This is a genomic window from Nocardia sp. NPDC051833, assembly GCF_040681225.1.
GTDB lineage: Bacteria > Actinomycetota > Actinomycetes > Mycobacteriales > Mycobacteriaceae > Nocardia.
Genome location: NZ_JBFAYK010000003.1, coordinates 40,752 through 62,104, shown reverse-complemented (window position 1 = coordinate 62,104; position 21,353 = coordinate 40,752). Strand labels below are relative to the sequence as shown.

Below are 21,353 nucleotides of genomic sequence, written 5' to 3'. Positions count from 1 at the left end.
GCTCGGGTGTCCGAGCAGGGACCACCGCCGGCTACTCGCCGTGCACGCGCACCGGCAGGTGCTTGTGCCCGTTGGAGATGAAGCTGGGCACGGTGCCGAGTTCGCCGACCGGCGCCGCCAGACTCATCGCGGGGAAACGCTCGAACAGCGCGGGCAGCGAGACCAGCGCCTCGAGCCGGGCCAGTGGCGCGCCGAGGCAGTGGTGCACGCCGTAGCCGAACGCCATGTGGGACTTGTCGGCCCGGGTCGGATCGAACTCGTCGGCGGTCTCGCCGTGCCGCTTGGGGTCACGTCCCGCGCCCGCGTAACTCGCCAGGATCGCCTCGCCCTGGGCGATGTGGACGCCGTCGATGTCGATGTCGGACACCGCGAACCGCAACGGCAGGTGCGCGACCGGTGACTCGTAGCGCAACGTCTCCTCGACGACGTCGGCCCAGGTGATCGTGCCCGCCGTGACCTCGGCGAGCACCGCGGGCCGGGTGAGCAGCGCGATGATCGCCTGATCGAGGAGGTTGACGGTGGTCTCGTGACCGGCCGAGATGACCAGCAGCAGGGTGCCGATCAGTTCTTCCTCGGTGAGCGCGCCGCCTTCGTCCTCATCGCGCTGCGAGATGAGGAGGCTGGTGATGTCGTCGCCGGGGTGCTCGCGGCGGAAGGCCACCAGCTCACCGAGGATCCGGTACATCTCCAGGTAGTTGGCTTGGGACTGCTCCGGGGTGAGCGTGGTGTCGAAGATGCCGTCGACACACGTCCGCAGGCCCGGGTTCAGCGATTCGGGCACGCCCATCAGCTCCGAGATCACCTGGATCGGCAGCGGATAGGCGAAGTGCTCCCGCAGGTCGACGGCCTCGCCCGGCGGGGTCTCGGCCAGCGCGTCGAGCAGGTCGGTGGTGATCCGCTCGACCTGTTCGCGCATGGCCTCGGTGCGGCGTGCGGTGAACGCGGGCGCCACCAGCCTGCGCAGCCTGCGGTGGTCGGCGCCGTAGGCGGTGAACATGTTCGACACCGCGACCCACAGGAACAGCGGCCAGTCGGGCGGGATCTCGCCCGCGACGAACGACGGCCAATGCTGCGAGGCGTCCTTGGAGACCCGCGAATCGGTCAGCAGCTTCTCCAGCAGCGCCTGGTCGGTGACCGACCACGCCGGCACCCCGCCGGGCAGCTCGACCAGCACCGCCGGGCCCTGCTCCCGGATGCGCGCGCTCTCCCCCTGGATGTCTTCCCCTGTTGTATCGATTACCAACCGACTCGCTACCGATTCCACCATGAACCTCTCGATCACCGGTGTTTCCCGGACCCCAATGCAGGCGATCGCATCGAAACATACTGCTGGACTGAACCTTCCGATTCGGTTAGCGATGCTACCGGTACGCCCGACAGGTCGCAGGGACTCGGCGACAGCGGCATTCAGGCGGTGGCGACGCGATCACGCACGTAGGCAAGGGCATTCACAGGCGCCAGCTGGGCGTCCTCGGCCCGAAGACACGTCTCGTACCGCGCCAGCGCCTCGTCGAGCCGGTCCCCCGGGCCGCGCTCGGCCAGCAACACCACGACCGCTTCCCAGGTGCGCAGCCCCGGATCAGGGTCGGCGAGCAACTCGTCCAGATAGCGGTCCGGCTCCAGCAAGCGCAGTGCCCGGCGCGCGTAGACGTGGACCCGGCGCGGCAGTTCCGCGCGCAGCGCCTCGATGTCGGACTGCCGTACCTGCTGTCCGTCGACCGTGGGATCGACGCGCAGCGACCACGGTTCGGTGCATTCGGCGGGTATCCCCCGCAGTTCGACGAGTCCGGGCCCGGTCGCGTCCGCGAGCGTCGTGGGCGGACCACCCAGCCGCTGCCCGCACCAGTCGCCGAACTCCCACCACGCCGTCGGCGTCGCGTTCACCTCCAGCCCGAATCGGACCTCCTGCTGACCGTCGGTCCAGCTCCGCTGGACCCGGCCGCGGCCGACCGACGCCACCCCACCCGCCGCCACCTGCGTCCATCTGGCTTCGGATCCACGAAAACCATACGGCTGCAGCAGCTTTCCCACATCCCGCGTCAACCGGCGCAACGCCGGGTCCAGTCCGACCATCCCGGCAGGGTAACCACACCCACCGACAACCCCCCGTCGGCCGTCGCAGTGCTAGGAGGCCTCCTCGACGAGGTCCGTCGTCGCCTGTGCGCTCTCGATGCGCAGGGTGAAGCGGAAGCCGCAGGAGGATTCCAGCGAGGTGCTCCGGCGATCGGCGGCGGGCGCGGTGCGGACATCGATGCCGACGTCGAGGTCCTCCAGCCCGACGTGGAAGCGTTCGGCCAGCCAGAATTCCGTGTGCCAGGCGGTCTGGCCCGCCAGGACGTCGTCGGCGCCGGCGTGGAAATCGGTGCGGCGCACACAGATCGGGGTGTGACCGTCGGAGTCGGGCGGGAGGTACAGGACGACGGGTCCGTGCATGGCGGTCAGCAGTTGCAGCACGTGACGGGCGTCCTCGGTCGTGTCGATGGCTCGATGACGGTGGTTCGCGGCATGAACGTACGGAGGCCGCTCACGGCGTCCGGACCCGGCTTGGTAAGGCATGGTGCGCTCCTCGGGAAGATCTCGGTTGTCGGGGTCGCCAGACACTATGGGTGGGCAAGGTTGGTCCAACGTTGGTGCCGATCGAATCTTGCGAAGCCGCGACCCGCCGGGGAATCCCCCGCGACACGCGGCGTTGACAGGGAAATGACCCCGATACCCGAGGCGACCCGCCTCTCGATCCTGGATCGCTCGCGTGTCCGGCGTGGCCAGTCTCACGCCGACGCGCTGCGCGACACCGTCGAGTTCGCCCAGCTGGCCGAGCGGTGGGGATATCACCGGTTCTGGGTCGCCGAACATCACAGCGTGCCCGGTGTCGCAGGCACCGCACCGACGGTGCTGGCCGCGGCGGTCGCGGCGGCCACCGCTCGGATCCGGGTCGGGACCGGCGGTGTCATGCTGCCCAATCATCAGCCCTTGGTCGTCGCCGAGCAGTTCGGTGTGCTGGCATCGTTGTTCCCCGGGCGGATCGATATGGGTCTGGGGCGCTCGGTGGGCTTCACCGACGGCGTGCGCCGGGCGCTCGCCCACGATCGGGCCGACGCCGAGGATTTCGACGCCGACCTGGGCGAACTACTCGACTATTTCGACGCGGGCCGCTTCGGCGTGCACGCCGGATCGGCCGAGGGCGCGCACCTGCCGACCTTTCTGCTGGCGACCGGTTCGGGCGCCGAGCGGGCGGCCAGGTTCGGGCTGCCGCTGGTCATCGCGCAGGTCGGCGGCCGGGCGGCGATGGTGCGGGCGATCGAGCGCTACCGCGCCGAGTTCCGGCCGTCGGCACGAGCCGAGCAGCCCTATGTGATCGTGTCGGCGACCGTGATGATCGCCGACACGACCGCGCTGGCACACCGGCTCCTGCTCCCCGAGGCGTGGTCGAGCGCGTACGCACGCACCCGGGGCGAGTTCCCGGCGTTGCTCTCCCCCGAGGAGATCGACGCCACGACGATGACCGCCCGTCAGCGTGAGCTCTTCGAGCGAGCACTCGACGACCAGATCCACGGTTCCGAAGCCGAAGTCGCCGACTCGCTGGGACACCTGATTACCCAGACCGGCGCCGAGGAAATCCTCGTCCACACGAGCACTTTCGATCGGACGGCACGGCTGGATTCGCATCGGCGGCTGGCGCGGTTGGCGGGGTTGCGTTCCGCCGCCCACTGATCAGCCGACCGCGGCCTCGGTCCACGCCCTCGCCAATATCTCCTCGACGGTCTGCTCCGGCGTCTGCTCGGAGGTGTCGAGCCAGAGCCCGAGCCGGGGCGTGTGGTTGCGCAGACCATCGTCGAGCAGGTCGATGGTCCACCGGTGATACGCGTCCTTGCCCCGGGCGGTTTCCCTGGCCGCGATGGCGTCCGGCCGGGGCGCGAGCACCACGACCAGCAGCGGCCGATGCCGGATCAGCTCGATCATCTCCGGCAGGTGCTCGCCGAGGACGACGTCCTGGGCCAGCACCGTGAAGCCCTCCCGGAAGTACTCGTCGCAGGTCGCCGCCGTCAGCCGGTGCCGTAGGCGCAACTGCCGCACGGCTTCCTCGGACGGTTCCGGCGCCATCTCCTCGCGCCCGTTGATCACCATGCGCCGGAAGACATCCCCGCGCACATGCACCGAGCGGGGTAGCCGCTCGGCCAGCATCTGCGCGATGGTCGACTTCCCCGCGGCCTGGATCCCGGTGAGAAGAACGATGACCTGTGGCAGCGACCCGGTCACGCGGCAGCCCCTTCCTGATCGCGCGGCCGATGGTCAGGACAGCTGCCACCGGGCCGCGCCCGTACGGTGCCGACGAGGCTACGCCGCCGATGGTGTGCTGGGCCACAGAGTTTGTCGGCGCGGCGGGTTTTCCTCTCACGACAAACTTCCCGGCGGCCATTTTGCCCCGGTGACAAAAGGTGTGGCCTCGGCGATACATTCCGTCCGGAGTTCATTCGTGAGGTCCCTCACTCCGAACCCTCGCCGACTCGGCACCCGACCCGCCCGCGACTGCACACCGGAGCGATAGCCACCCTCTGCCCATACGCCGTAAACGACTGCATCACCGCTGCTCAACATCACTTCTCCAGCGATAGCCGCATAGCCAAGACTTTCGGTCACACATAGGTGCATCGATGGTCGTGCGTCCGTCCACGGCCGTTCAGATCGCTTCCGGGCGAATGCTTTTTCTCCGGTAGGGTTCCGTCCCACCGACGGTCGGAAATGATCCCAGGCGCACTTACAGACGTTGGAGGAGTTCACGTGTTGCATTCACGTTTCGAGTCGATCGGCGCATATCTTCCGTCGAATATCGTCTCCACCGCCGAATTGATTTCCCGTTTGAAAGTACCGCCCTCGTTCGACCTGGAGCGGATCACCGGGATCAAGGAACGGCGCGTGCGCGACACCGCGCCCGACGCCATGCAGGACTCGTTCGCGCTGGCCGTGCACGCCGCGCAGGACTGCCTGACCAGGTCGCGCTACGCCGCGAGCGAACTGGACGTGATCATCTCCTGTTCGATCACCCGCAGCAATCAGGGCACCCGCATGTACATGGAGCCCTCGTTCGCCTCGACGATCGCCCAGGCGCTCGGCGCCGACGCGGCGATCACCTTCGACGTGTCCAACGCCTGCGCCGGAATGCTCACCGGCACCTACATTCTCGACCGGATGATCCGGGCGGGTGTGGTGCGCAACGGCATGGTCGTCAGTGGTGAGTCGATCACCCCGATCGCCGACACCGCCGTGAACGAGATCTCCGAGAAGTACGACCTGCAGTTCGCCTCGCTGTCGGTGGGCGACTCGGGGTGCGCGGTCGTGCTCGACCAGGCCGTCGACGAGGCGGACATGATCCACTACGTCGAGTTGTTCACCGCCGCCGAGCATTCGCACCTGTGCCTGGGCATGCCCAGTGACAAGTCGGCGGGTGTCGCGCTCTACACCGACAATCGCAAGATGCACAACGAGGCCAGGTTCATGCTGTGGCCGGACGCGCAGGGCACCTTCCTCGAGCAGCGGGGCCGCACCTTCGCCGACGAGCAGTTCGACTACATCATTCATCACCAGTTCGGCGCGGCGGCCGTGCCGTACATCAACGGCGTCGCGGCCCGCGAGTTCGGCACCCCGATGCCGCCGGACCTGAATGTGATCGAGAAGTACGGAAACACCTCGACCACCTCGCATTTCATCGTGCTGCACGACCAGCTGTCGGAGCAGAGCATCGAGGCCGGGTCCAAGCTCCTCATGGTTCCGGCCGCCTCCGGCGTCGTCGCCGGGTTCCTGTCCACCACCATCTCTTCGCTGAAGGTCTGAGGTTCGTCATGGGCGTGCGTATCCGAGCCACCGGCGCCAGCAGGGCCGCCGACACCCACAGCATCGTCGAGCACAGCGGCCGCGCCGCGCGGCAATGCCTGCAGCGAGCCGATATCCGGCCCGAGCAGGTGGGCGTGCTGATCAACACCGGGATCTTCCGTGACTCGAACACGGTCGAACCGGCGGTCTCCGCGCTGATCCAGAAGGCGGCGGGCATCGGCCTCGACTACACCAGGGACGATCCGCGGACCTTCTCCTTCGACCTGATGAACGGCGCCGTCGGGGTACTCGACGCCGTCCGGGTCGCCGAGTCGGTGCTCGCCACCGGCAGCACCGAGCACGTGCTCGTCGTCGCGGGCGACACCCATCCCTCGCTCACCCGCGGCACCGCCGACGCCGAATTCCCCTATGCCACCGCCGGTGCCGCGCTGCTGCTCGAGCAGGTCGACGGCCCGGAGGGGTTCGGGCCGGTGCACTCCGCGCGGTCGACGGGCAGTCCCGCCGAGGTCGCCTATGTCGACACCGCGACCATGGGCGCGATCGGCCGCAGCCTGATGACCATCGAGCGCGACGCCGATTTCGAGGACCGGATCCTGGCCGTCGCCTGCGACGCGGCGCGCGCCGCCATCGCCACCGCCGAGATCGACCCGGCCGGCCTGGCCCTGATCGCCTCGACGCCGACCCCGCACTTCCCGAAGCGGCTCGCCGATGCCCTCGGCATCGACCAGGACGCGGTGCGCACACCCGACCTCACCGACGGCGACCCGCACACCGCCGCGCTGCCGCTGGCCTACGACCGCGCGATCGCCGAGCGCTCGCTGACCGGCCGCACCCACGTGCTGTTCGTCGCGGCGGGCGCGGGTCCGTCGGCGGCCGCCACCCTGTACCGACTACCCGCGGAGACCACCGCGTGACGACGGCGACCTACTGGCGGACCATCGACGACTTCCGGCTTTTCGCGCAGGCCGAACCCGATCGGGCCGCGGTGATCTACCCCGACGGGCAGACCGCCGCCGGTCTGCCCGACTACCGGCGGATCACCTATCAGGAGCTGGATCTGTGGTCGGACGCGATCGCCGAGCAGCTCCTCGGTTCGGGCGTGGGCAGCGGGACCAGGACCATCGTGCTGGTGCTGCCGAGCGCGGAGCTGTACGCGATCCTGTTCGCGCTGTTGAAGATCGGCGCGGTGCCGGTGGTGATCGACCCGGGCATGGGGGTGCGCCGGATGGTGCACTGCCTGCGCGCGGTCGAGGCGGAGGCGTTCATCGGGATTCCCCCGGCGCACGCGCTGCGAGTGCTGTTCCCGCGCAGCTTCCGTCGCGTGCGCACCACGCTGACGGTGGGACGCCGCTGGTTCTGGCGTGGACCCACGCTGCGGGCCTGGGGCCGGACACCGTCGGGCCCGCTGCCCGAGCGGGTGGCCGCCGCACCCGAGGACGTGCTGATCATCGGATTCACCACCGGCAGTACGGGTCCGGCCAAAGCGGTGGAGCTGACCCACGGCAACCTGGCCGCGATGGTGGAGCAGGTGCACGCGGCCCGCGGCGGGACCCCGCCGGGGACCTCGCTGATCACCCTGCCGCTGGTGGGCGTGCTCGATCTGCTGCTCGGCGCGCGCTGCGTGCTGCCGCCGCTGATTCCGAGCAAGGTCGGGTCGACCGATCCGGCGCACGTGGTGGACGCGATCGACCGCTTCGACGTGCGCACCATGTTCGCCTCCCCCGCCCTGCTCATTCCGCTGCTCGAGCACCTGCGCGCGCACCCGGCCGAGCTGAGCACGCTGTCGAGCGTGTTCTCCGGTGGTGCGCCGGTGCCGGATTGGTGCGTCGCGGGGCTGCGCGAAGTCCTGAGTCCCGACGCCGAGATCTACGCGGGCTACGGCTCGACCGAGGCGCTGCCGATGTCGACCATCGAGTCCAGGGAACTGCTCGACGGACTGGTCGAGCGCGCCCACCAGGGGGATGGCACCTGCATCGGCCGCGCCGCCGATCGGGTCGAGGTGCGCTTGCTCGCCATCACCGACGATCCGGTGACCGACTGGGACGAGGCGGTTCGCCCGGCCGGGCCACGCGCGGTGGGCGAGATCGTCGTCACCGGCCCGAATGTCAGCACCCGGTACTACTGGCCCGCGGCGGCCAACGCGGCGGGCAAGATCGCCGACGGCGACCGCACCTGGCACCGCACCGGCGACCTGGGCTGGATCGACGAGCAGGACCGGATCTGGTTCTGCGGGCGCAAGAGTCAGCGCGTCGAGACCGCGCGCGGGCCGATGTTCACCGTGCAGGTCGAGCAGGTCTTCAATGTGGTGCCCGGGGTCGCGCGGACCGCGCTCGTCGGCCTCGGCGCGCGCGGTATCCAGCGGCCGGTGCTGTGCGTCGAGCTCGAACCCGGTGCCGACCCGGCCGCCGCCCTGACCCGATTGCGCACCCGCGCCGTGGAATTCGAGATCACGGCGCCCGTAACCGAGTTCCTCGTCCATCCCGGGTTCCCGGTCGACATCCGGCACAACGCCAAGATCGGTCGTGAGGAACTCGCCAGGTGGGCGGCGAAGAAACAGGAGTCACGACGATGAAGGTCCTGGTCACCGGCGCGTCCGGGTTCCTCGGTGGCGCGCTCGTGCGCGCGCTGGTCGCCGAGGGCGCCCACGACGTATCGATCCTGGCGCGGCCCACCAGCGTGCTCGACGATCTCGGCCCGGCCCGCGAGCGGGTCACGGTCGTGTACGGCGACCTCGCCGACCCGGCCTCGCTGGCCCGCGCGACCGCGGGCATCGACGTCGTGGTGCACAGCGCGGCCCGGGTCGACGAACGCGGCACCAGGGCCCGCTTCTGGGCGGAGAACGTGACCGCCACCGAGACGCTGCTCGACGCGGCCCGGCGCGGTGGCGCGGCCCGGTTCGTCTTCGTGTCCAGTCCGAGCGCGCTGATGGACCGCGACGGCGGCGACCAGCTCGACGTCGACGAAGCACTGCCCTACCCGCACCGCTACCTGAACTTCTACTCCGAGACCAAGGCCGCCGCCGAACGGTCCGTGCTCGCCGCGAACACCGACAGCTTCACCACCGTCGCGCTGCGGCCGCGGGCGATCTGGGGCGCGGGTGACCGTTCGGGACCGATCGTGCGGCTGCTCGGCCGGACCGCGACCGGATCGCTGCCGGATCTGTCCTACGGCCGCACGGTCGAGGCGTCGCTGTGCCACGTGGACAACATCGTGCGCGCGTGCGTGCTCGCGCTCACGGCGGAATCCGTCGGCGGCCGGGCGTATTTCGTGGCCGATGCCGAGAAGACCGATGTGTGGGCGTTTCTCGGCGCGGTCGCGACCCGGCTCGGTTACGCGCCGCCCTCGCGCAGGCCGAACCGTCGCGTGCTCACCGCCGTCGTGGCGGCCGTCGAGGCCGTGTGGCGGATCCCGGCCGTGGCCACTCGCTGGTCGCCGCCGCTGTCGCGGTACGCCGTCGCGCTGATGACCCGCAGTGCCACCTACGACACCGGCGCCGCCCGCCGCGATCTCGGCTACACGCCGGTCATCGATCGCGACACCGGGCTGGCCGGATTCCTCACCTGGCTCGATGCCCAGGGTGGCATCGAAACGCTCACCAGGGACCTGCGGTAGTCACCGCACGACCGACGTACCGGAGGCAATCATGAACGGCAGCAGCACCTTCCGTCGCCCGATCTCGACGACCGAGCGCATGTACTTCCCCATGCGCGACCTGGCGCCGCCGTTCCTCATGCAGCTGGTCGTCCCCGGCGACGGTGACCTCGACCCCGACCGGCTGCGCCGCGCGGTGGCGCTGGCCGCGACGGTGACCCCGGGCGCGCGACTGGTGCGTCGCGGCACCGACTGGGTCGACGCCGGTACCGCGCCCGCGGTCCGGGTGGTGCCGGGCCATGTGCTCCCCGCGACCGTCCTCGAGTCCGACCCGGTGCTCACCAGCCCGATCGGACCGACGCCGGAGACCACGGTCGAGGTGCTGCTGCTGACCGGCGCACCGGTGACGCTGGTCTTCCGGGTCTTCCACGGCGTGATGGACGGCATGGGCATGGTGCTGTGGGTGACCAACGTCCTGCGCGCGCTGCGCGGGGAGGATCCGATCCCCCAGCTCGACCCGGTGGCCGATCAGGAACTCGTGGATCGGGTCGGGGCACCGGGCAAGCCCGCGGCGATGGTGCCGCGCTACCGCAGCGCGACCGGCCGGGGCAGGCAGCGACGCGGTGTGGCGCGGCATCTGCTGCGGCACCGGCGGATCGACGCCGCGGCCCCCGGCGCGCTGGCCCGGGTCTGCGCGCTGCTGGCCGCCGAGACGCCGGGGACCTCGCGCATCATGATGCCGGTCGACCTGCGCAGGCACGATCCGGCGCTGCGCTCGACCGCCAATCTGGCCCTGCCGCTGTTCCTCGATATCGAGTCCGGCAGCGACTGGACGTCGATCAAGGAGCAGATCACGACCGGCCTGCGCGAACGGCGCGAGCTGAACCAGCTCGCGAATACCCGGATCACCCTGGTGCCCGACCCGATCAATCGTGGTGTCCTGCACACGACGAACTGGCTCGGTGCCCGCTTCGGCCGGAACCTGGCCTCGGCCACCGTGTCCCACATGGGCCGCTTCACCGCCGACGAGCTGGCCGTGCCCGGCTTCCGGCCGACGGGGCTGTATGTACTGCCCCAGCACAGTGTCGCGATGCCACTGCTGTTCGGGCTCACCGAATTCGACGGCCGGACCGATCTGACGGTGTCGGCGCGCAACGGCGACGGGGTGGAGGCCCGGCTCGAGGCACTGCTCGACCGGATCGTGGCGATGCTCGAATCCGCACCGGCCCGGCTGGACCGAACGCTGTGACGGTGCTGGCCCGCCTGGTCATCGCCCGGCCGCGCGCGGTACTGGCCGTCGTCGTGGTGGTCGTCGGGCTGTGCGCGGCCTTCGGCGCCGATGTCACCCAGCGACTCAGCGCCGGGGGTTTCGCCGATCAGGGCAGCGAGTCGGCGCTGGTGGACCGGGTGGTCACGGCGCAGTTCGGTCCGCAGAGTCCCGATGTGATCGCGCTCTACACCGCGCCGGACGGCCGGACCGTCGACGAGATCGGGCCGCAGGTCACCGCGGCACTGGACCGGATCGACCCGGCCCTGCTGGCGCGGCCGACGCAGAGCTACTGGCAGGCCGCCGCGCCGATGCGGAACTTCCTGGTCTCGCCGGATCGGCGCCACGCCGTGGCGGTGGTGTTCGCCGCGGGCGACGACACCGCGCGCATCGCCGCCTTTCCCGCGATCGCCGACGCGCTCCGGGTGCCCGGCGTCGATACCCGACTCTCCGGCTACAGCGCGCTCAACTCCGAGATCGTCGCGCGCTCGCAGCGTGATCTCGTGGTGGCGGAGTCGATCTCCCTGCCGCTGACCTTGCTGATCCTGGTGCTGGTGTTCGGCGGGCTGCTCGCCGGTGCCCTGCCGGTACTGGTGGGCGCGCTCGCGGTCGCCGGGTCCCTGGGGGTGATCCGGCTGCTCACCGAGACCACGGAGGTGACCACCTTCGCGGTGAACATCGCCTCGCTGCTCGGCCTCGGCATGGCCATCGACTACGGGCTGTTCCTGGTCAACCGATTCCGCGAGGAGTACGCCGAGAGCCGCGACGTGCCCGCGGCCATCGCCCGCACCTACGCGACCGCCGGGCGCACCGTCGCACTGTCGGCGCTGCTGCTGATGTGCGCGTTCGCGGGCACCTTCGTGTTCCCGCAGGCGGTGCTGCGGTCGCTGGGCATCGGGTCCATCGCGGCGGTGGCCATGGCCGCCGGCCTGTCGCTGACGGTGCTGCCCGCCCTGCTGGCGCTGTTCGGCACCCGGATCGGACGGGCCAGGCCGACGACCCGCACCGAGCACTTCTGGACCAGGGTGGTCGACGCCGTGCTGCGGCGCCCCGGCGTGGTCACCGTCGTCGTCGGCGCGATCCTGCTCGCCCTGGCCGCACCGCTGACCGGCATCCGCCTCGGTGACATCGACCACCGCGCCCTGCCGCCCGACAGCGAGATGCGCCGCACGGTCGACGAGCTCACCGCGACCTTCCCGGCCGCGGCGAGCGGCGCGACCGTGCTGCTCCGCGGCATCGACGGCCCGCCGCAGTCGGCCGCGGTCGCCACCGTGCTCGACGAGGTCGACGCCGTCCCCGGCGTCGGCGATGTCGTGCAGGTCGGGCGCGCCGACGATGTCGTCGTCCTGCACGCCTTCCTCACCGCCGCCGACCGCAGCGCGGACGCGACCGCCACCGTCCACGCCCTGCGGGCGCTGGAACCACCGGCGGGCACGACGCTGGCGGTGGGTGGCGATACCGCGTCGACCGTCGACACCGTGGCATCGACGGTCGGGCGGATGCCGCTGATGATCGCGGTGATGGTGCTGGCCACGATGGTGCTGCTGACGGTCGCGTTCCGCTCGATCATGTTGCCGCTCAAGGCCGTCGCGATGGCGTTCCTCAGCCTGGCGGCCACCTTCGGCGTGCTGACGATGATCTTCTACCACGGCCATCTCGCCGGACCGCTCGGTATCACGGCCGGGCCGATCCCGGCGGGCATGCTGGTGCTGATCATCGCGGTCGTCTTCGGCTTGTCCACCGACTACGAGGTGTTCCTGCTCTCCCGGATGGCCGAGGCGCACCGCGCGGGCGCCGACACCGCGACCGCCGTGCGCGTCGGCACGGTGAAGACCGCCCGCGTCATCACCGCAGCCGCCGTCCTGCTCGTGCTGGTCACCGGAGCCTTCGCGCTCTCGCCGCTGACGCCGATGCGCTTCCTCGGCCTCGGCATGATCATCGCCCTGGTCCTGGACGCCACGCTGGTCCGCATGCTCCTCGTCCCCGCCCTCGTGCAGCTGATGGGCCCCGCCAACTGGTGGCTGCCGTGGCGAGCCGACCGGTCGCCGGCGTGCACGAACACGCGCCGGAGCGCACCATGGAAACAGCCCGACTCTTTACAGCAGGACAGCTCTGATGATCGTGACGACCCGCGAGAGGTGGCAGTCGGCCGATGACCGGCTGCGGATCGGCGCGGAGGTCCTCCACGCCGCCGACGACGCGGCCGCGCTGCGCGCCGCCGACACCCTGCCAACGACCGCCCAGGTGCTGGTGCTGACCGTGCCCGGGCTCGGGTCGGCCGCCGAGAGCGTGCCGGTCGACGCCGTCGAGGACGTGCGCTGGGTGCGGCGTGGACCGGACGGACGCCACACCCAGGTGCTGCGTCGGCCGTCGACGGCGGCGGCACTGGATCTGCGACCGCATCCGGAAGGCGGCTGGTATCGGGAGACCTGGCGCAGCGCGCACACCTTCGCGCCCGCCGGCTATCCGGGCGCCCGGGCGGCCGCGACCGGGATCCTGTTTCTGCTCCCGCCCGGCGAACACTCGATCTGGCACGCGGTGCGTTCCGACGAGGTGTGGCTGTGGCATCGGGGCGGGCCGCTCGAGCTCAGCCTGGGTGGTGACGGCGACGCGCCGGGCACCGCGACGGTGGTGACCCTGGGTCCGCTGGTCGACGCCGGTCAGCAGGTGCAGTACGTGGTCCCGGGCGGTCACTGGCAGGCCGCGCGACCCGCCGCCGACGAGGAGGTCCTGGTGAGCTGTGTTGTCGCGCCGGGGTTCGACTTCGCGGACTTCCGCAGCTGAGGACCTAGCCCGTCAGCAGGGGCGGGAGGTGTTCGAGGGTGGCGATGACGTGGATGCCGTCGCGGATCTCGGTGTGGGAGTGGGTGTTCGCGCGGTCGAGCCAGCACGATCGCAGGCCCGCGTCGTGCGCGCCGACGGCGTCGACCGCGTACTTGTCGCCGACGTAGGCGACCTCGTCCGGCGCGAGCCCGAGCACGGCGCAGCCGGCCAGGAAGATGCTGGGCTCCGGCTTCGGCGCGCCGTGCTCCTCGCTGCAGACCACCCGGTCCCCGAAGTAGTCGAGCAGTCCCACGGCCGCGAGCTTGCGCTGCTGCTGCGGCACCGCGGCGTTCGAGACGATGCCGAGCCGGTAGCCGGGCGCCAGCTGGCGCAGGACCGGCTCGGCGTCCGGGAACGCCGACCAGGCGGCCCGGCGATGGGCGGCGAACCCGGTGAACCAGGCCAGCGCGTCGGGATCGGTCACCGCCGTGGGCGCGACGCCGCGCAGCCGGGACAGAAACGTGCGGGCGCGGGCCCGCTGCTGCTCGGGAAAGGAGAGTTCCCCGACGACGAACCGGGTGTACTCGAGCTCGGTGATCTCGCGCCAGAGCGCCACCGCCGCCGCGGGGTCGGCGAACCGGTCGAGCGAGCCGTCCTGGCGCAGGTGCGCGAGCAGCCCGGCCGCCTCCGAGGACGAGTAGTCGAACAGCGTGTCGTCGACGTCGAAGAGCACACCGCGGATCGGCATGGGCACCCCTTTCCGTTCCGACGCTCCCCCGGCGTCATCCGCCCCGAGCATCGCATACGTCGGCACGGCGCCGCGGCCCCGCCTGCGGCCGCGGCGCCGTCCGCTAGCTGAAGACGTAGTCGGTGAGGGCGAAATGGCCGCTGCGCCAAGCGGCTTCGAGAGTAGAGGCGGGCCGGAGCGGGACGTCGCCGTGCTTGTCGAAGTAGTAGCTGTTGGCGGTGGCGCAGCTGTCCTGCCAGAACACCTGACCGCCGCGGCGGGCGAGCATCTCCCGGAAGTAGCGGTCGTTGGCCTCCTCGGTGACCTCGATGCGCTCGGCGTCGGTACTGCGGGCGTGGTGCAGGCAGCGCAGGATGTGGCGGGTCTGATTCTCGATCAGGGTGAAGTAGGACGCGCCGTTGTAGCCGTAGGGGCCGATGATGGAGAAGAAATTGGGGAAGCCGGGCACGCTGACCCCCTCGTAGGCCTGCAGGCGGTTCTCGTCCCACCAGGTCTCCAGATCGCGGCCGCCGACGCCGTGCAGGTCGTAGGTCGGCATGTTGCCCGACTCCATCACCTTGAAGCCGGTCGCCAGGATCAGCACGTCGGCGGGGTGTTCGACGCCCGCCTCGGTGCGCACCCCGGTGGGCGTGATCGCGCTGATCGCCGTGGTCTCCAAGGTCACGTTCGGGCGGTTGAAGGTCGACAGATAGTCGTTGGAGAAGCTGGGCCGCTTGCAGCCGAGCGCGTATTTCGGGGTCAGCGCCTCCCGGATCGCCGGGTCCTTCACCTGTCTGCGCAGATGGGCCAGGCCGGCGCGTTCGCCGATCGCGGCGGTCGGCAGGGAGCGGTGGTAGTGGGCGGCGAGGGGGAAGGTGAACTCGACGTAGGTCTGGCTCACCAGCCGCGTCAGGGTGCGTCCGCCCGGCACCTTCAGCGCCAGGCGGGCGGGGAGCGGCAGGGGCATATCGGGTCGCGGCAGGCACCAGATCGGCGTGCGCTGGAACACCGTCAGCCGCTCGACCGCCGGGGCGATCTCGGGAACGACCTGCACGGCCGAGGCGCCGGTGCCGATGATCGCGACCCGCTTGCCGCGCAGATCCTGGCGGTGGTCCCAGCGCGAGGTGTGCATCGTGACCCCGGCGAAGTCCTCGACACCGGGGATATCGGGCAGTTTGGGCCGGGTGAGCACACCGGTCGCGCTGATCACGAACCGCGCCGTCAGCTCGGTGCCGTCGGCGGTGCGCAGCACCCAGCGCCGGTCCCGCTCGTCGAAGTCGGCCCCGGTCACCGTGGTGCCGAAGCGGATGTGGGGCCGCAGGTCGTACTTGTCCACGCAGGATTCGGCGTAGGCCTTGAGTTCGCGGCCCGGCGCGTAGACCCGTGACCAGTCGGTGCGCTGCTCGAACGAGAACTGGTAGCTGAACGACGGGATATCCACGGCCACACCGGGATAGGTGTTCCAGTGCCAGGTTCCCCCGACGCCGTCGGCTTCGTCGACGATCAGGAAGTCGTCGAATCCGGCATTGCGCAACGCGATCGCGGCGCCGATGCCGGAGAATCCGGCCCCGACGATGACGATCTCGTGGTCGATCCCGGTGGTGGTCATGCGATCTCCTTCGTCGTGCCGGCGAATTCGGGCGAGTAGTGGGTGCGGCCGCGCCGGGCGAGGACGCGGACCACGTGTCCGGTGTCCTCGGCGTAGACGATGGTGTCGACCCGGTGCTCGATTCCGTCGACCGTGCGCACGCCCAGCGGGACCAGCCGCGCGATCGGCCAGGTCACCAGGGCGCAGTGGGGTCGACGCAGCGTGCGGTAGTAGCTGTTGTGCACGGCGACGCCGGCGTCCTCGTCCGGGGTGAGCCGATGCCGCAGCCACGAATCACGCACCTGGACACGCAGATTGATCCGCGCGGCCAGGCGGACCACCGGCGCCGGCAGCCCGCGCAGGACCGTGGCGCCGGGTAGTGGCGCGCGCGGCAGGATCCACACCGCGTCGGTCTGGAACACCGTCACCCGGGCGGCCTCCGCGGCGATGCCGGGCAGCAGACGCGCGGCCGCGGCCCCGCCACCGACGATCGCCACCCGCCTGCCGGTGAATTCGTGGCGCGGGACGAAGGTGGTGCGGTGCAGCTGGCGGCCGGTGAAGGTCTCGGCGAAACGGAGCGTGGTCATTTCGCCACCGGTTCGTAGGTGAGCTCGTCGGACCAGGACGGCCTGCGGCCCAGCATCCGGACCGGGAACCGGTCGATGCAGGCGTTGGACACGTCGGCCAGCAGCTGGAACGGCTGGCGCCGGTGAATCGTGGCCTTACCGTGCGTCTTCACCACGTGATACAGCGGCACCCGCCGGATCGCGGGACTGCGCTCGCCGACGTTCTCGTAGCGGCGCACCGCCTGCCACAGCTTCTCCTCGTCGAGCCCGAGGGCGATGATGTTGGTCGACATCCGCGACAGCAGCGGCGCGTACAGCAGCGCGCCGAGCACGAACGACGGGCGCACGGCGAAACCGGCGGTCTCGATGGCGATCCGGCGGATCGGACCGGCCCCGAGCTGTTCGAGCACCTGGAAACCGACCGCCAGGTGCCGGGATTCGTCGTTGTTGATGTGGCGGAACACCTCGTGGCACACCGGGTCGTCGACCTCGTCGAGCAGGAACTTCACCAGCGCGCCGTCCAGCGCCGTCTCCAGCGAGGGGATGACGGTGCCGAGGACCGGCAGGCTCAGCTGATCGGCGTAGCGGTCGAGCCAGCTGATCACCAGGCGAATGTTCTTGTTGGGCACCGGCATCGCGTCGCCGTCGAGCATCCCCCACCGGCGCATCAGCGCGAGTTCGGCGTTGGCGTGCTTCTGTTCCTCGGCGTGGAAGTACCGGTAGATCTCGCGCAGCGGGCCCGGCGGTGCCTGGTGCACCAGGGCGGCGAACCCGCGCGCGCCTACGTGTTCGATCCACACCAGATCGGCCATGAAGGTGGCCAGCCGGGGGCGCTGCTCGTCGGTGATGGTGTCGGCACCCGGTGCGTCCCAGTCGATGTCGGCCAGCGCCCACTGCTTGGCGCGCACCGTGGCGAGCATGTCGGGATAGGCGAACGTCATTGTTCGATCTCCTTCGGTGATGGATCAGCGCACGACCCGCTCCAGCAGGCCGGCCGAACGGGTGTAGGTCGCGGGCATCCAGCGTTTGGCCTGCCAGAGCACCTTGGCCTCGAGTTGCGGCACCACGTACAGCTCGCCGTGGTCGACGGCGTCGAGGGCGGCGCGGGCGATGGTCGACGGCGCGCGGCCGGTCCAGCGCAGAAGCAGTCCGCCGAGCCGCTCGGCGGTCTCGTCCATCGGCGAATCCGCCTGCATGATATTGGTTTTCACGCCGGTCGGGCACAGCACGGTGACGCCGACGCCGGTGCCTGCCAGCTCCGCCGACAAGGTCTCCGAGAGCGCGAGCACGCCCGCCTTGCTGACGTTGTAGGCCGCCATCCGCGGCGCGGCGCCGAACGCGGCCGCCGAGGCGACATTGACGATGGCCCCGCGTCCCGCCGCCCGCAGGATCGGCGCGAAGACGTGGCAGCCGTGGATCACGCCCCACAGGTTGACGCCGAGCGTGCGCTGCCAGTCGTCGAGGGCGAATTCCCCGATCACCGGGCCGCCCGCGCCGATGCCCGCGTTGTTGACCACGACGGTGGGCGCGCCGCCGAACCAGTCCTCGGCGGTGGCGGCGAGCCGGGTGACCTCGGCGATCGCGGTGACATCGCAGGCGGTGCCGATCGCCTTCCCGCCCGCGGCCTCGACGAGTCCGGCGGTCTCGGCCGCGCTGTCGGGGTCGAGGTCGGAGCAGACCACGCGGCCGCCGCGCCTGCCCAGTTCCACGGCGAAGGCCCGCCCGATGCCGCTGCCCGCGCCGGTCACCACGGCGTCGGCGCTCGTGGTCCGGCGGCGTCCGCCGAAGGGAAACAGTCGCATGGCAACTCCCGGGTCGACCCGGTACGACTCGAATTGGTGGCATCTGCCACCATTGGCCGCACCTGACACCAATTAGGCTCGCGACGGAGTACTTTGTCAACCATGGATGTGCGCGCACCGGCACGAACCTGGGGCGGGCTGACCGCCGACCAGCGCAGGGCGCAGCGACGCGCCGGCCTGGTCGACGCCGCCCTGACGATCTGGCTGGAGAACGGCTGGGCCGCGGTGACGATGCGCGGTGTCTGCCAGCGGACCTCCCTCAACGACCGCTACTTCTACGAGCATTTCGCCGACCGCGACGAACTGCTGGCGGCGGTCTGGGACGAGGTGTGCGCCGAGGTCTTCGCCGATCTGGCCTGTGTGCTCGCCGAGACCGAGAATCGGACGCCGCTCGAAGTCATGCGCGCGGCGATCACCCGCGCGGTCGAGTTGCAGGCCGATCCGCGCGGTCGCGCCCGCATCCTGCTCGCGGATCACGCGGGCAGCGCGGTACTCGAGCAGCGCCGCAAGACCATGCTCACCGACGCCACCGATCTGCTGATCGCCGCCGCCTGGCCCTACCTGCGCCCCGGCGTCGACGAGACCGACATCCGAATGAGCACCCTGACCGGCATCGGCGGTTTCATCGAACTGCTCTCGGCCTGGCGCACCGGCGTCCTCGACGTCGACGCCGACCGCATCATCGACCACACCAGCGCCATCGCCGCCCAGCTGGCCACGATGTTCCTCCCGCCGGAGATCATCGGCGACCACCGATAAGTATTCCTTGACAGGAATATTCCAATCAAGGAATACTTCTGGACATGGACGAGATCGCCGCGGCACTGGGCGACGGCGCGCGGTGGCGCATCGTCGAACTCCTCGCCGAACGACCCCGCTCGGTGGGGGAACTGGCCGAGCTGACCGGCCTGCGGCAGCCGCAGACCACCAAGCACCTCCAGACGCTGGCCCGCGCGGGTCTCGTCACCGTGTTCCCACTCGGGCAGCGGCGCGTCTACGCGCTCGAGGCCGGGCCGCTCACCGGGCTCGAACGGGCGCTGCGCCTGCTCGTCGAGACCGTCGAGGCGAACGCCGACGAGCGTGACGTGGTCGAGCGCTACCGCGCGGCCATCGACGCGGAAACCGCGGTCGCCGAACGGGATCGGTGGGCCGACGGCCGCGCCTTCACCTTCGATCGCACCCTGGCCGCGCCCCGCGAGGTCGTCTGGCGGCACTGGGTCGAGGCCGACCTGCTGGGCTCGTGGCTGGCCCCGCCCTCGATGACGATCACCGAGTGCGCGCTCGAACCGAGGCCGGGCGGTCGCGCCGTCCTCGACTATCGCGACCCCGAAGGCCGCCACTACCGCTCGGCGGGAAAGGTCGGCGCCGCAACGGAACCCGAGCACCTCGCCTTCGACCTCGCGGTCCTCGACGAGTCCGGGGCGGTGTCGTTCACCGGCCGCTACGACCTGACGCTCGACCCCGTCCGCGACGGCACCCGCCTGCGGCTCGGGCTGACCATCACCGACACCTCCGTCGAGGCCGTCCCGTACATCGCGGGAATCGGCACCGGCTGGGGCCAGGTTCTCGACAATCTCGCCGCCCGGATCGGCGGCACCACGACGAAGGAAGCACAGTCATGACCGAACGCACCGTGACCGCCAATCTCGCCCTCACCCTCGACGGGCGCTATCACGGACCCGGCGGCCCCACCGACGCGGCGGCGATCGTGCGCTACGCGACCACCGAGGTCGCGCGCGAGCACCTCTCCCGCCTCTGGGCCGACGCGACGACGGCGGTGCTCGGCCGCCGCAACGCCGAAGGCTTCCTCGCCTACTGGCCCACCGTCGCCTCCGACGATGCCGCCGACCCGCGTGATCGCGCCTACGCGAAGTGGCTGGCCGACACCGACAAAGTGGTCTTCTCGACCACACTCACCGACGCGCCGTGGGAGCGGACCCGGCTGGTGAACGCACCCGCGGCCGACGTGATCGCCGAACTGAAGACCGCAGGCACCGGCGACATCCTGGTCAACTCCAGCCCGAGCGTCATCGCGGACCTGCTGGCGGCCGACCTGATCGACCGCCTGTACCTGCTGATCTGCCCCGAGATCGCCGGTGGCGGAGCACGGCTGTTCGACGACGGCCTGCCCGCCACCCGGTGGACCGTCACCCACCACGCGGTGGGCGAACTCGGCGAGGTCGCGCTCGTCTACGACCGAGTGCGCTGACCGCTCGGCAGCGCGCCGACGCCGAGATCACGCAGAGCCGCGATCAGGAACTCGTCGACGGCGTCGGTGCGTTCCAGTTGCACCAGGTGACCCGCACCCGGAACCTTCACCACCGCACGCAGATCCGGGACGTTCGCGCGCAGCACGGCCAGCGGGTCACGGCCGCTGAACCCCTCCATGTCCGGATCGTTCTCGCCGTAGAGGAAGTAGGTGGGCACCGGCACCCGGGCACCGGCGAAGGCTTCGGTGAGCGCCCAGTTGCGGTCGAGATTGCGGTACCAGTTCAGGCCGCCGGTGAAGCCGGTGCGATCGAACTCCGCTGCCAGGGTGTCGAATTCGGCCTCGCTCAGCCAGGACCAGGGCAGCTCGGGGGCCTGCGGCAGGACATCGAGGTAGCCGAGGCCCGGCGGGTTCTTCCAGGTGTCGAGGTAGTGGTAGTCGCCGGAGAGCGAGTAGTAGACCCTGGCCAGGAATTCGCGGGAACGCGCGGCCAGTTCGGCGTCGGCCACGCCCGGCTCCTGGAAGTAGGCCAGGTGCAGGAAGTGCCGCTGTGCGGCCTTGGTCCAGTACTCCGACGGCGCGCGCGGCGGACGTGGCGAGAACGGATTGTTCAGGACGGCAACGGCATCCACACGCTCGGGCGCCCGCAGTGCCAGCTCCCACACGAGCTGGGCGCCGAAGTCGAGGCCGACGAAGACGGCCTTCTCCGCGCCGATGTCGTCGAGCAGCGCCAGCAGATCACCGATCACCGCCGCGTTGGTGTAGGCGGCGGGATCGGCGGGGGCGTCGGTGCGGCCGTAGCCGCGCAGATCCGGGGCGATGGCGCGGAAGCCCGCGCCCGCCACCGCCGCGAGCTGGCGGTGCCACACGAAGCCGGTGTGCGGGAATCCGTGACAGAAGACGACCGGATACCCCTGCCCCCGCTCGGTGACGTGCATCCGGACGCCGCCGGTGTCCAGGAATCGTTGGGTCAGCTCCACTACCGTCTCCGTTTCTAGAACGTGTTCCTCT

21 protein-coding genes are annotated in these 21,353 nt (G+C 70.6%); 11 read left to right on the top strand and 10 right to left on the bottom strand.

Annotation, left to right across the window (positions count from 1 at the left end; translation table 11 throughout):
* Window positions 1-31: 31 nt before the first annotated feature.
* The 3 genes from AB0L91_RS24915 to AB0L91_RS24905 all read right to left on the bottom strand — a co-directional run bounded on the left by AB0L91_RS24915 (window position 32) and on the right by AB0L91_RS24905 (window position 2,454).
* On the bottom strand, window positions 32-1,267 hold the full coding sequence (locus AB0L91_RS24915; RefSeq protein ID WP_357348591.1) for a cytochrome P450: 1,236 nt from the start codon (window positions 1,265-1,267) through the stop codon (window positions 32-34).
* A 140-nt stretch (window positions 1,268-1,407) separates the two neighbouring features.
* The gene (locus tag AB0L91_RS24910; protein ID WP_365013877.1) at window positions 1,408-2,073 is read right to left on the bottom strand and encodes a hypothetical protein; all 666 of its coding nucleotides are present in this window, start codon (window positions 2,071-2,073) and stop codon (window positions 1,408-1,410) included.
* Between the two features lie 51 nt (window positions 2,074-2,124).
* A complete protein-coding gene (locus AB0L91_RS24905; protein ID WP_365013875.1) occupies window positions 2,125-2,454 on the bottom strand; it encodes a DUF779 domain-containing protein in 330 nt (109 codons plus the stop codon).
* Between the two features lie 246 nt (window positions 2,455-2,700).
* Here AB0L91_RS24905 and AB0L91_RS24900 point away from each other — a divergent pair, with 246 nt between their 5' ends.
* Window positions 2,701-3,711: an MsnO8 family LLM class oxidoreductase gene (locus AB0L91_RS24900; protein ID WP_365013872.1), complete on the top strand. Its 1,011-nt coding sequence runs from the start codon at window positions 2,701-2,703 to the stop codon at window positions 3,709-3,711.
* Here the strand turns inward: AB0L91_RS24900 and AB0L91_RS24895 are convergent, their stop codons facing one another.
* Window positions 3,712-4,257, bottom strand: coding sequence for an AAA family ATPase (locus tag AB0L91_RS24895; RefSeq protein WP_365013869.1), 546 nt, complete (start codon window positions 4,255-4,257; stop codon window positions 3,712-3,714). It lies immediately after the preceding gene.
* Window positions 4,258-4,779: 522 nt separating this feature from the next.
* Between AB0L91_RS24895 and AB0L91_RS24890 the strand changes: the two genes are divergently transcribed.
* The 7 genes from AB0L91_RS24890 to AB0L91_RS24860 all read left to right on the top strand — a co-directional run bounded on the left by AB0L91_RS24890 (window position 4,780) and on the right by AB0L91_RS24860 (window position 13,471).
* Window positions 4,780-5,829 carry a 3-oxoacyl-[acyl-carrier-protein] synthase III C-terminal domain-containing protein gene (locus AB0L91_RS24890; RefSeq protein ID WP_365013866.1) on the top strand — a complete coding sequence of 350 codons (1,050 nt, stop codon included), beginning with the start codon at window positions 4,780-4,782 and terminating at the stop codon, window positions 5,827-5,829.
* Window positions 5,830-5,837: 8 nt separating this feature from the next.
* Window positions 5,838-6,743 carry a hypothetical protein gene (locus tag AB0L91_RS24885; RefSeq protein WP_365013863.1) on the top strand — a complete coding sequence of 302 codons (906 nt, stop codon included), beginning with the start codon at window positions 5,838-5,840 and terminating at the stop codon, window positions 6,741-6,743.
* Window positions 6,740-8,401 carry a fatty acid CoA ligase family protein gene (locus AB0L91_RS24880; protein WP_365013860.1) on the top strand — a complete coding sequence of 554 codons (1,662 nt, stop codon included), beginning with the start codon at window positions 6,740-6,742 and terminating at the stop codon, window positions 8,399-8,401. The genes AB0L91_RS24885 and AB0L91_RS24880 overlap by 4 nt, the downstream gene beginning before the upstream one ends.
* Entirely contained in the window at window positions 8,398-9,441 is a 1,044-nt protein-coding gene (locus AB0L91_RS24875; RefSeq protein ID WP_365013857.1) for an NAD-dependent epimerase/dehydratase family protein, read from the top strand. The genes AB0L91_RS24880 and AB0L91_RS24875 overlap by 4 nt, the downstream gene beginning before the upstream one ends.
* Window positions 9,442-9,472: 31 nt before the next feature.
* Window positions 9,473-10,669, top strand: a complete 1,197-nt coding sequence (locus AB0L91_RS24870; RefSeq protein WP_365013855.1) for a peptide synthetase — start codon at window positions 9,473-9,475, stop codon at window positions 10,667-10,669.
* Window positions 10,666-12,843: an MMPL family transporter gene (locus AB0L91_RS24865; protein ID WP_365013852.1), complete on the top strand. Its 2,178-nt coding sequence runs from the start codon at window positions 10,666-10,668 to the stop codon at window positions 12,841-12,843. Before AB0L91_RS24870 ends, AB0L91_RS24865 begins: the two co-directional genes overlap by 4 nt.
* 199 nt (window positions 12,844-13,042) lie before the next feature.
* Window positions 13,043-13,471: a cupin domain-containing protein gene (locus tag AB0L91_RS24860; RefSeq protein ID WP_365015273.1), complete on the top strand. Its 429-nt coding sequence runs from the start codon at window positions 13,043-13,045 to the stop codon at window positions 13,469-13,471.
* A gap of 4 nt (window positions 13,472-13,475) precedes the next feature.
* Here AB0L91_RS24860 and AB0L91_RS24855 read toward each other — a convergent pair whose 3' ends face one another.
* The 5 genes from AB0L91_RS24855 to AB0L91_RS24835 all read right to left on the bottom strand — a co-directional run bounded on the left by AB0L91_RS24855 (window position 13,476) and on the right by AB0L91_RS24835 (window position 18,133).
* Window positions 13,476-14,198 carry an HAD family hydrolase gene (locus AB0L91_RS24855; RefSeq protein WP_365013849.1) on the bottom strand — a complete coding sequence of 241 codons (723 nt, stop codon included), beginning with the start codon at window positions 14,196-14,198 and terminating at the stop codon, window positions 13,476-13,478.
* 103 nt (window positions 14,199-14,301) lie between these two features.
* Window positions 14,302-15,786 carry an NAD(P)/FAD-dependent oxidoreductase gene (locus AB0L91_RS24850; protein WP_365013847.1) on the bottom strand — a complete coding sequence of 495 codons (1,485 nt, stop codon included), beginning with the start codon at window positions 15,784-15,786 and terminating at the stop codon, window positions 14,302-14,304.
* Window positions 15,783-16,352, bottom strand: coding sequence for an NAD(P)/FAD-dependent oxidoreductase (locus AB0L91_RS24845; RefSeq protein ID WP_365013846.1), 570 nt, complete (start codon window positions 16,350-16,352; stop codon window positions 15,783-15,785). The genes AB0L91_RS24850 and AB0L91_RS24845 overlap by 4 nt, the downstream gene beginning before the upstream one ends.
* Window positions 16,349-17,272: a ferritin-like domain-containing protein gene (locus AB0L91_RS24840; protein WP_355281093.1), complete on the bottom strand. Its 924-nt coding sequence runs from the start codon at window positions 17,270-17,272 to the stop codon at window positions 16,349-16,351. Before AB0L91_RS24840 ends, AB0L91_RS24845 begins: the two co-directional genes overlap by 4 nt.
* Before the next feature lie 24 nt (window positions 17,273-17,296).
* Window positions 17,297-18,133 (bottom strand): SDR family NAD(P)-dependent oxidoreductase, encoded by an 837-nt coding sequence (locus tag AB0L91_RS24835; protein WP_365013845.1) that lies wholly within the window; start codon window positions 18,131-18,133, stop codon window positions 17,297-17,299.
* 102 nt (window positions 18,134-18,235) lie between these two features.
* On the opposite strand from AB0L91_RS24835, the gene AB0L91_RS24830 reads away from it, so the two are divergent.
* Genes AB0L91_RS24830 through AB0L91_RS24820 form a run of 3 tightly spaced genes read left to right on the top strand, consistent with a single transcriptional unit; the run spans window position 18,236 to window position 20,342 of the window.
* Window positions 18,236-18,892 (top strand): TetR/AcrR family transcriptional regulator, encoded by a 657-nt coding sequence (locus tag AB0L91_RS24830; RefSeq protein ID WP_357348564.1) that lies wholly within the window; start codon window positions 18,236-18,238, stop codon window positions 18,890-18,892.
* Window positions 18,893-18,936: 44 nt separating this feature from the next.
* Window positions 18,937-19,755, top strand: coding sequence for a metalloregulator ArsR/SmtB family transcription factor (locus tag AB0L91_RS24825; protein ID WP_365013843.1), 819 nt, complete (start codon window positions 18,937-18,939; stop codon window positions 19,753-19,755).
* A complete protein-coding gene (locus AB0L91_RS24820; RefSeq protein ID WP_365013842.1) occupies window positions 19,752-20,342 on the top strand; it encodes a dihydrofolate reductase family protein in 591 nt (196 codons plus the stop codon). Before AB0L91_RS24825 ends, AB0L91_RS24820 begins: the two co-directional genes overlap by 4 nt.
* Here AB0L91_RS24820 and AB0L91_RS24815 read toward each other — a convergent pair.
* Window positions 20,324-21,322 carry an alpha/beta hydrolase gene (locus tag AB0L91_RS24815; protein ID WP_365013840.1) on the bottom strand — a complete coding sequence of 333 codons (999 nt, stop codon included), beginning with the start codon at window positions 21,320-21,322 and terminating at the stop codon, window positions 20,324-20,326. The genes AB0L91_RS24820 and AB0L91_RS24815 overlap by 19 nt on opposite strands.
* Between the last annotated feature and the right edge of the window lie 31 nt (window positions 21,323-21,353).

Bases quoted from the DNA above. Each gene is read 5' to 3' on its own strand.
- AB0L91_RS24825 (WP_365013843.1), top strand. From the start codon at position 18,937: ATGGACGAGATCGCCGCGGCACTGGGCGACGGCGCGCGGTGGCGCATC.
- AB0L91_RS24885 (WP_365013863.1), top strand. From the start codon at position 5,838: ATGGGCGTGCGTATCCGAGCCACCGGCGCCAGCAGGGCCGCCGACACC.
- AB0L91_RS24820 (WP_365013842.1), top strand. From the start codon at position 19,752: ATGACCGAACGCACCGTGACCGCCAATCTCGCCCTCACCCTCGACGGG.
- AB0L91_RS24835 (WP_365013845.1), bottom strand. From the start codon at position 18,133: ATGCGACTGTTTCCCTTCGGCGGACGCCGCCGGACCACGAGCGCCGAC.
- AB0L91_RS24910 (WP_365013877.1), bottom strand. From the start codon at position 2,073: ATGGTCGGACTGGACCCGGCGTTGCGCCGGTTGACGCGGGATGTGGGA.
- AB0L91_RS24830 (WP_357348564.1), top strand. From the start codon at position 18,236: ATGGATGTGCGCGCACCGGCACGAACCTGGGGCGGGCTGACCGCCGAC.
- AB0L91_RS24870 (WP_365013855.1), top strand. From the start codon at position 9,473: ATGAACGGCAGCAGCACCTTCCGTCGCCCGATCTCGACGACCGAGCGC.
- AB0L91_RS24900 (WP_365013872.1), top strand. From the start codon at position 2,701: ATGACCCCGATACCCGAGGCGACCCGCCTCTCGATCCTGGATCGCTCG.
- AB0L91_RS24875 (WP_365013857.1), top strand. From the start codon at position 8,398: ATGAAGGTCCTGGTCACCGGCGCGTCCGGGTTCCTCGGTGGCGCGCTC.
- AB0L91_RS24840 (WP_355281093.1), bottom strand. From the start codon at position 17,272: ATGACGTTCGCCTATCCCGACATGCTCGCCACGGTGCGCGCCAAGCAG.
- AB0L91_RS24845 (WP_365013846.1), bottom strand. From the start codon at position 16,352: ATGACCACGCTCCGTTTCGCCGAGACCTTCACCGGCCGCCAGCTGCAC.
- AB0L91_RS24850 (WP_365013847.1), bottom strand. From the start codon at position 15,786: ATGACCACCACCGGGATCGACCACGAGATCGTCATCGTCGGGGCCGGA.
- AB0L91_RS24855 (WP_365013849.1), bottom strand. From the start codon at position 14,198: ATGCCGATCCGCGGTGTGCTCTTCGACGTCGACGACACGCTGTTCGAC.
- AB0L91_RS24915 (WP_357348591.1), bottom strand. From the start codon at position 1,267: ATGGTGGAATCGGTAGCGAGTCGGTTGGTAATCGATACAACAGGGGAA.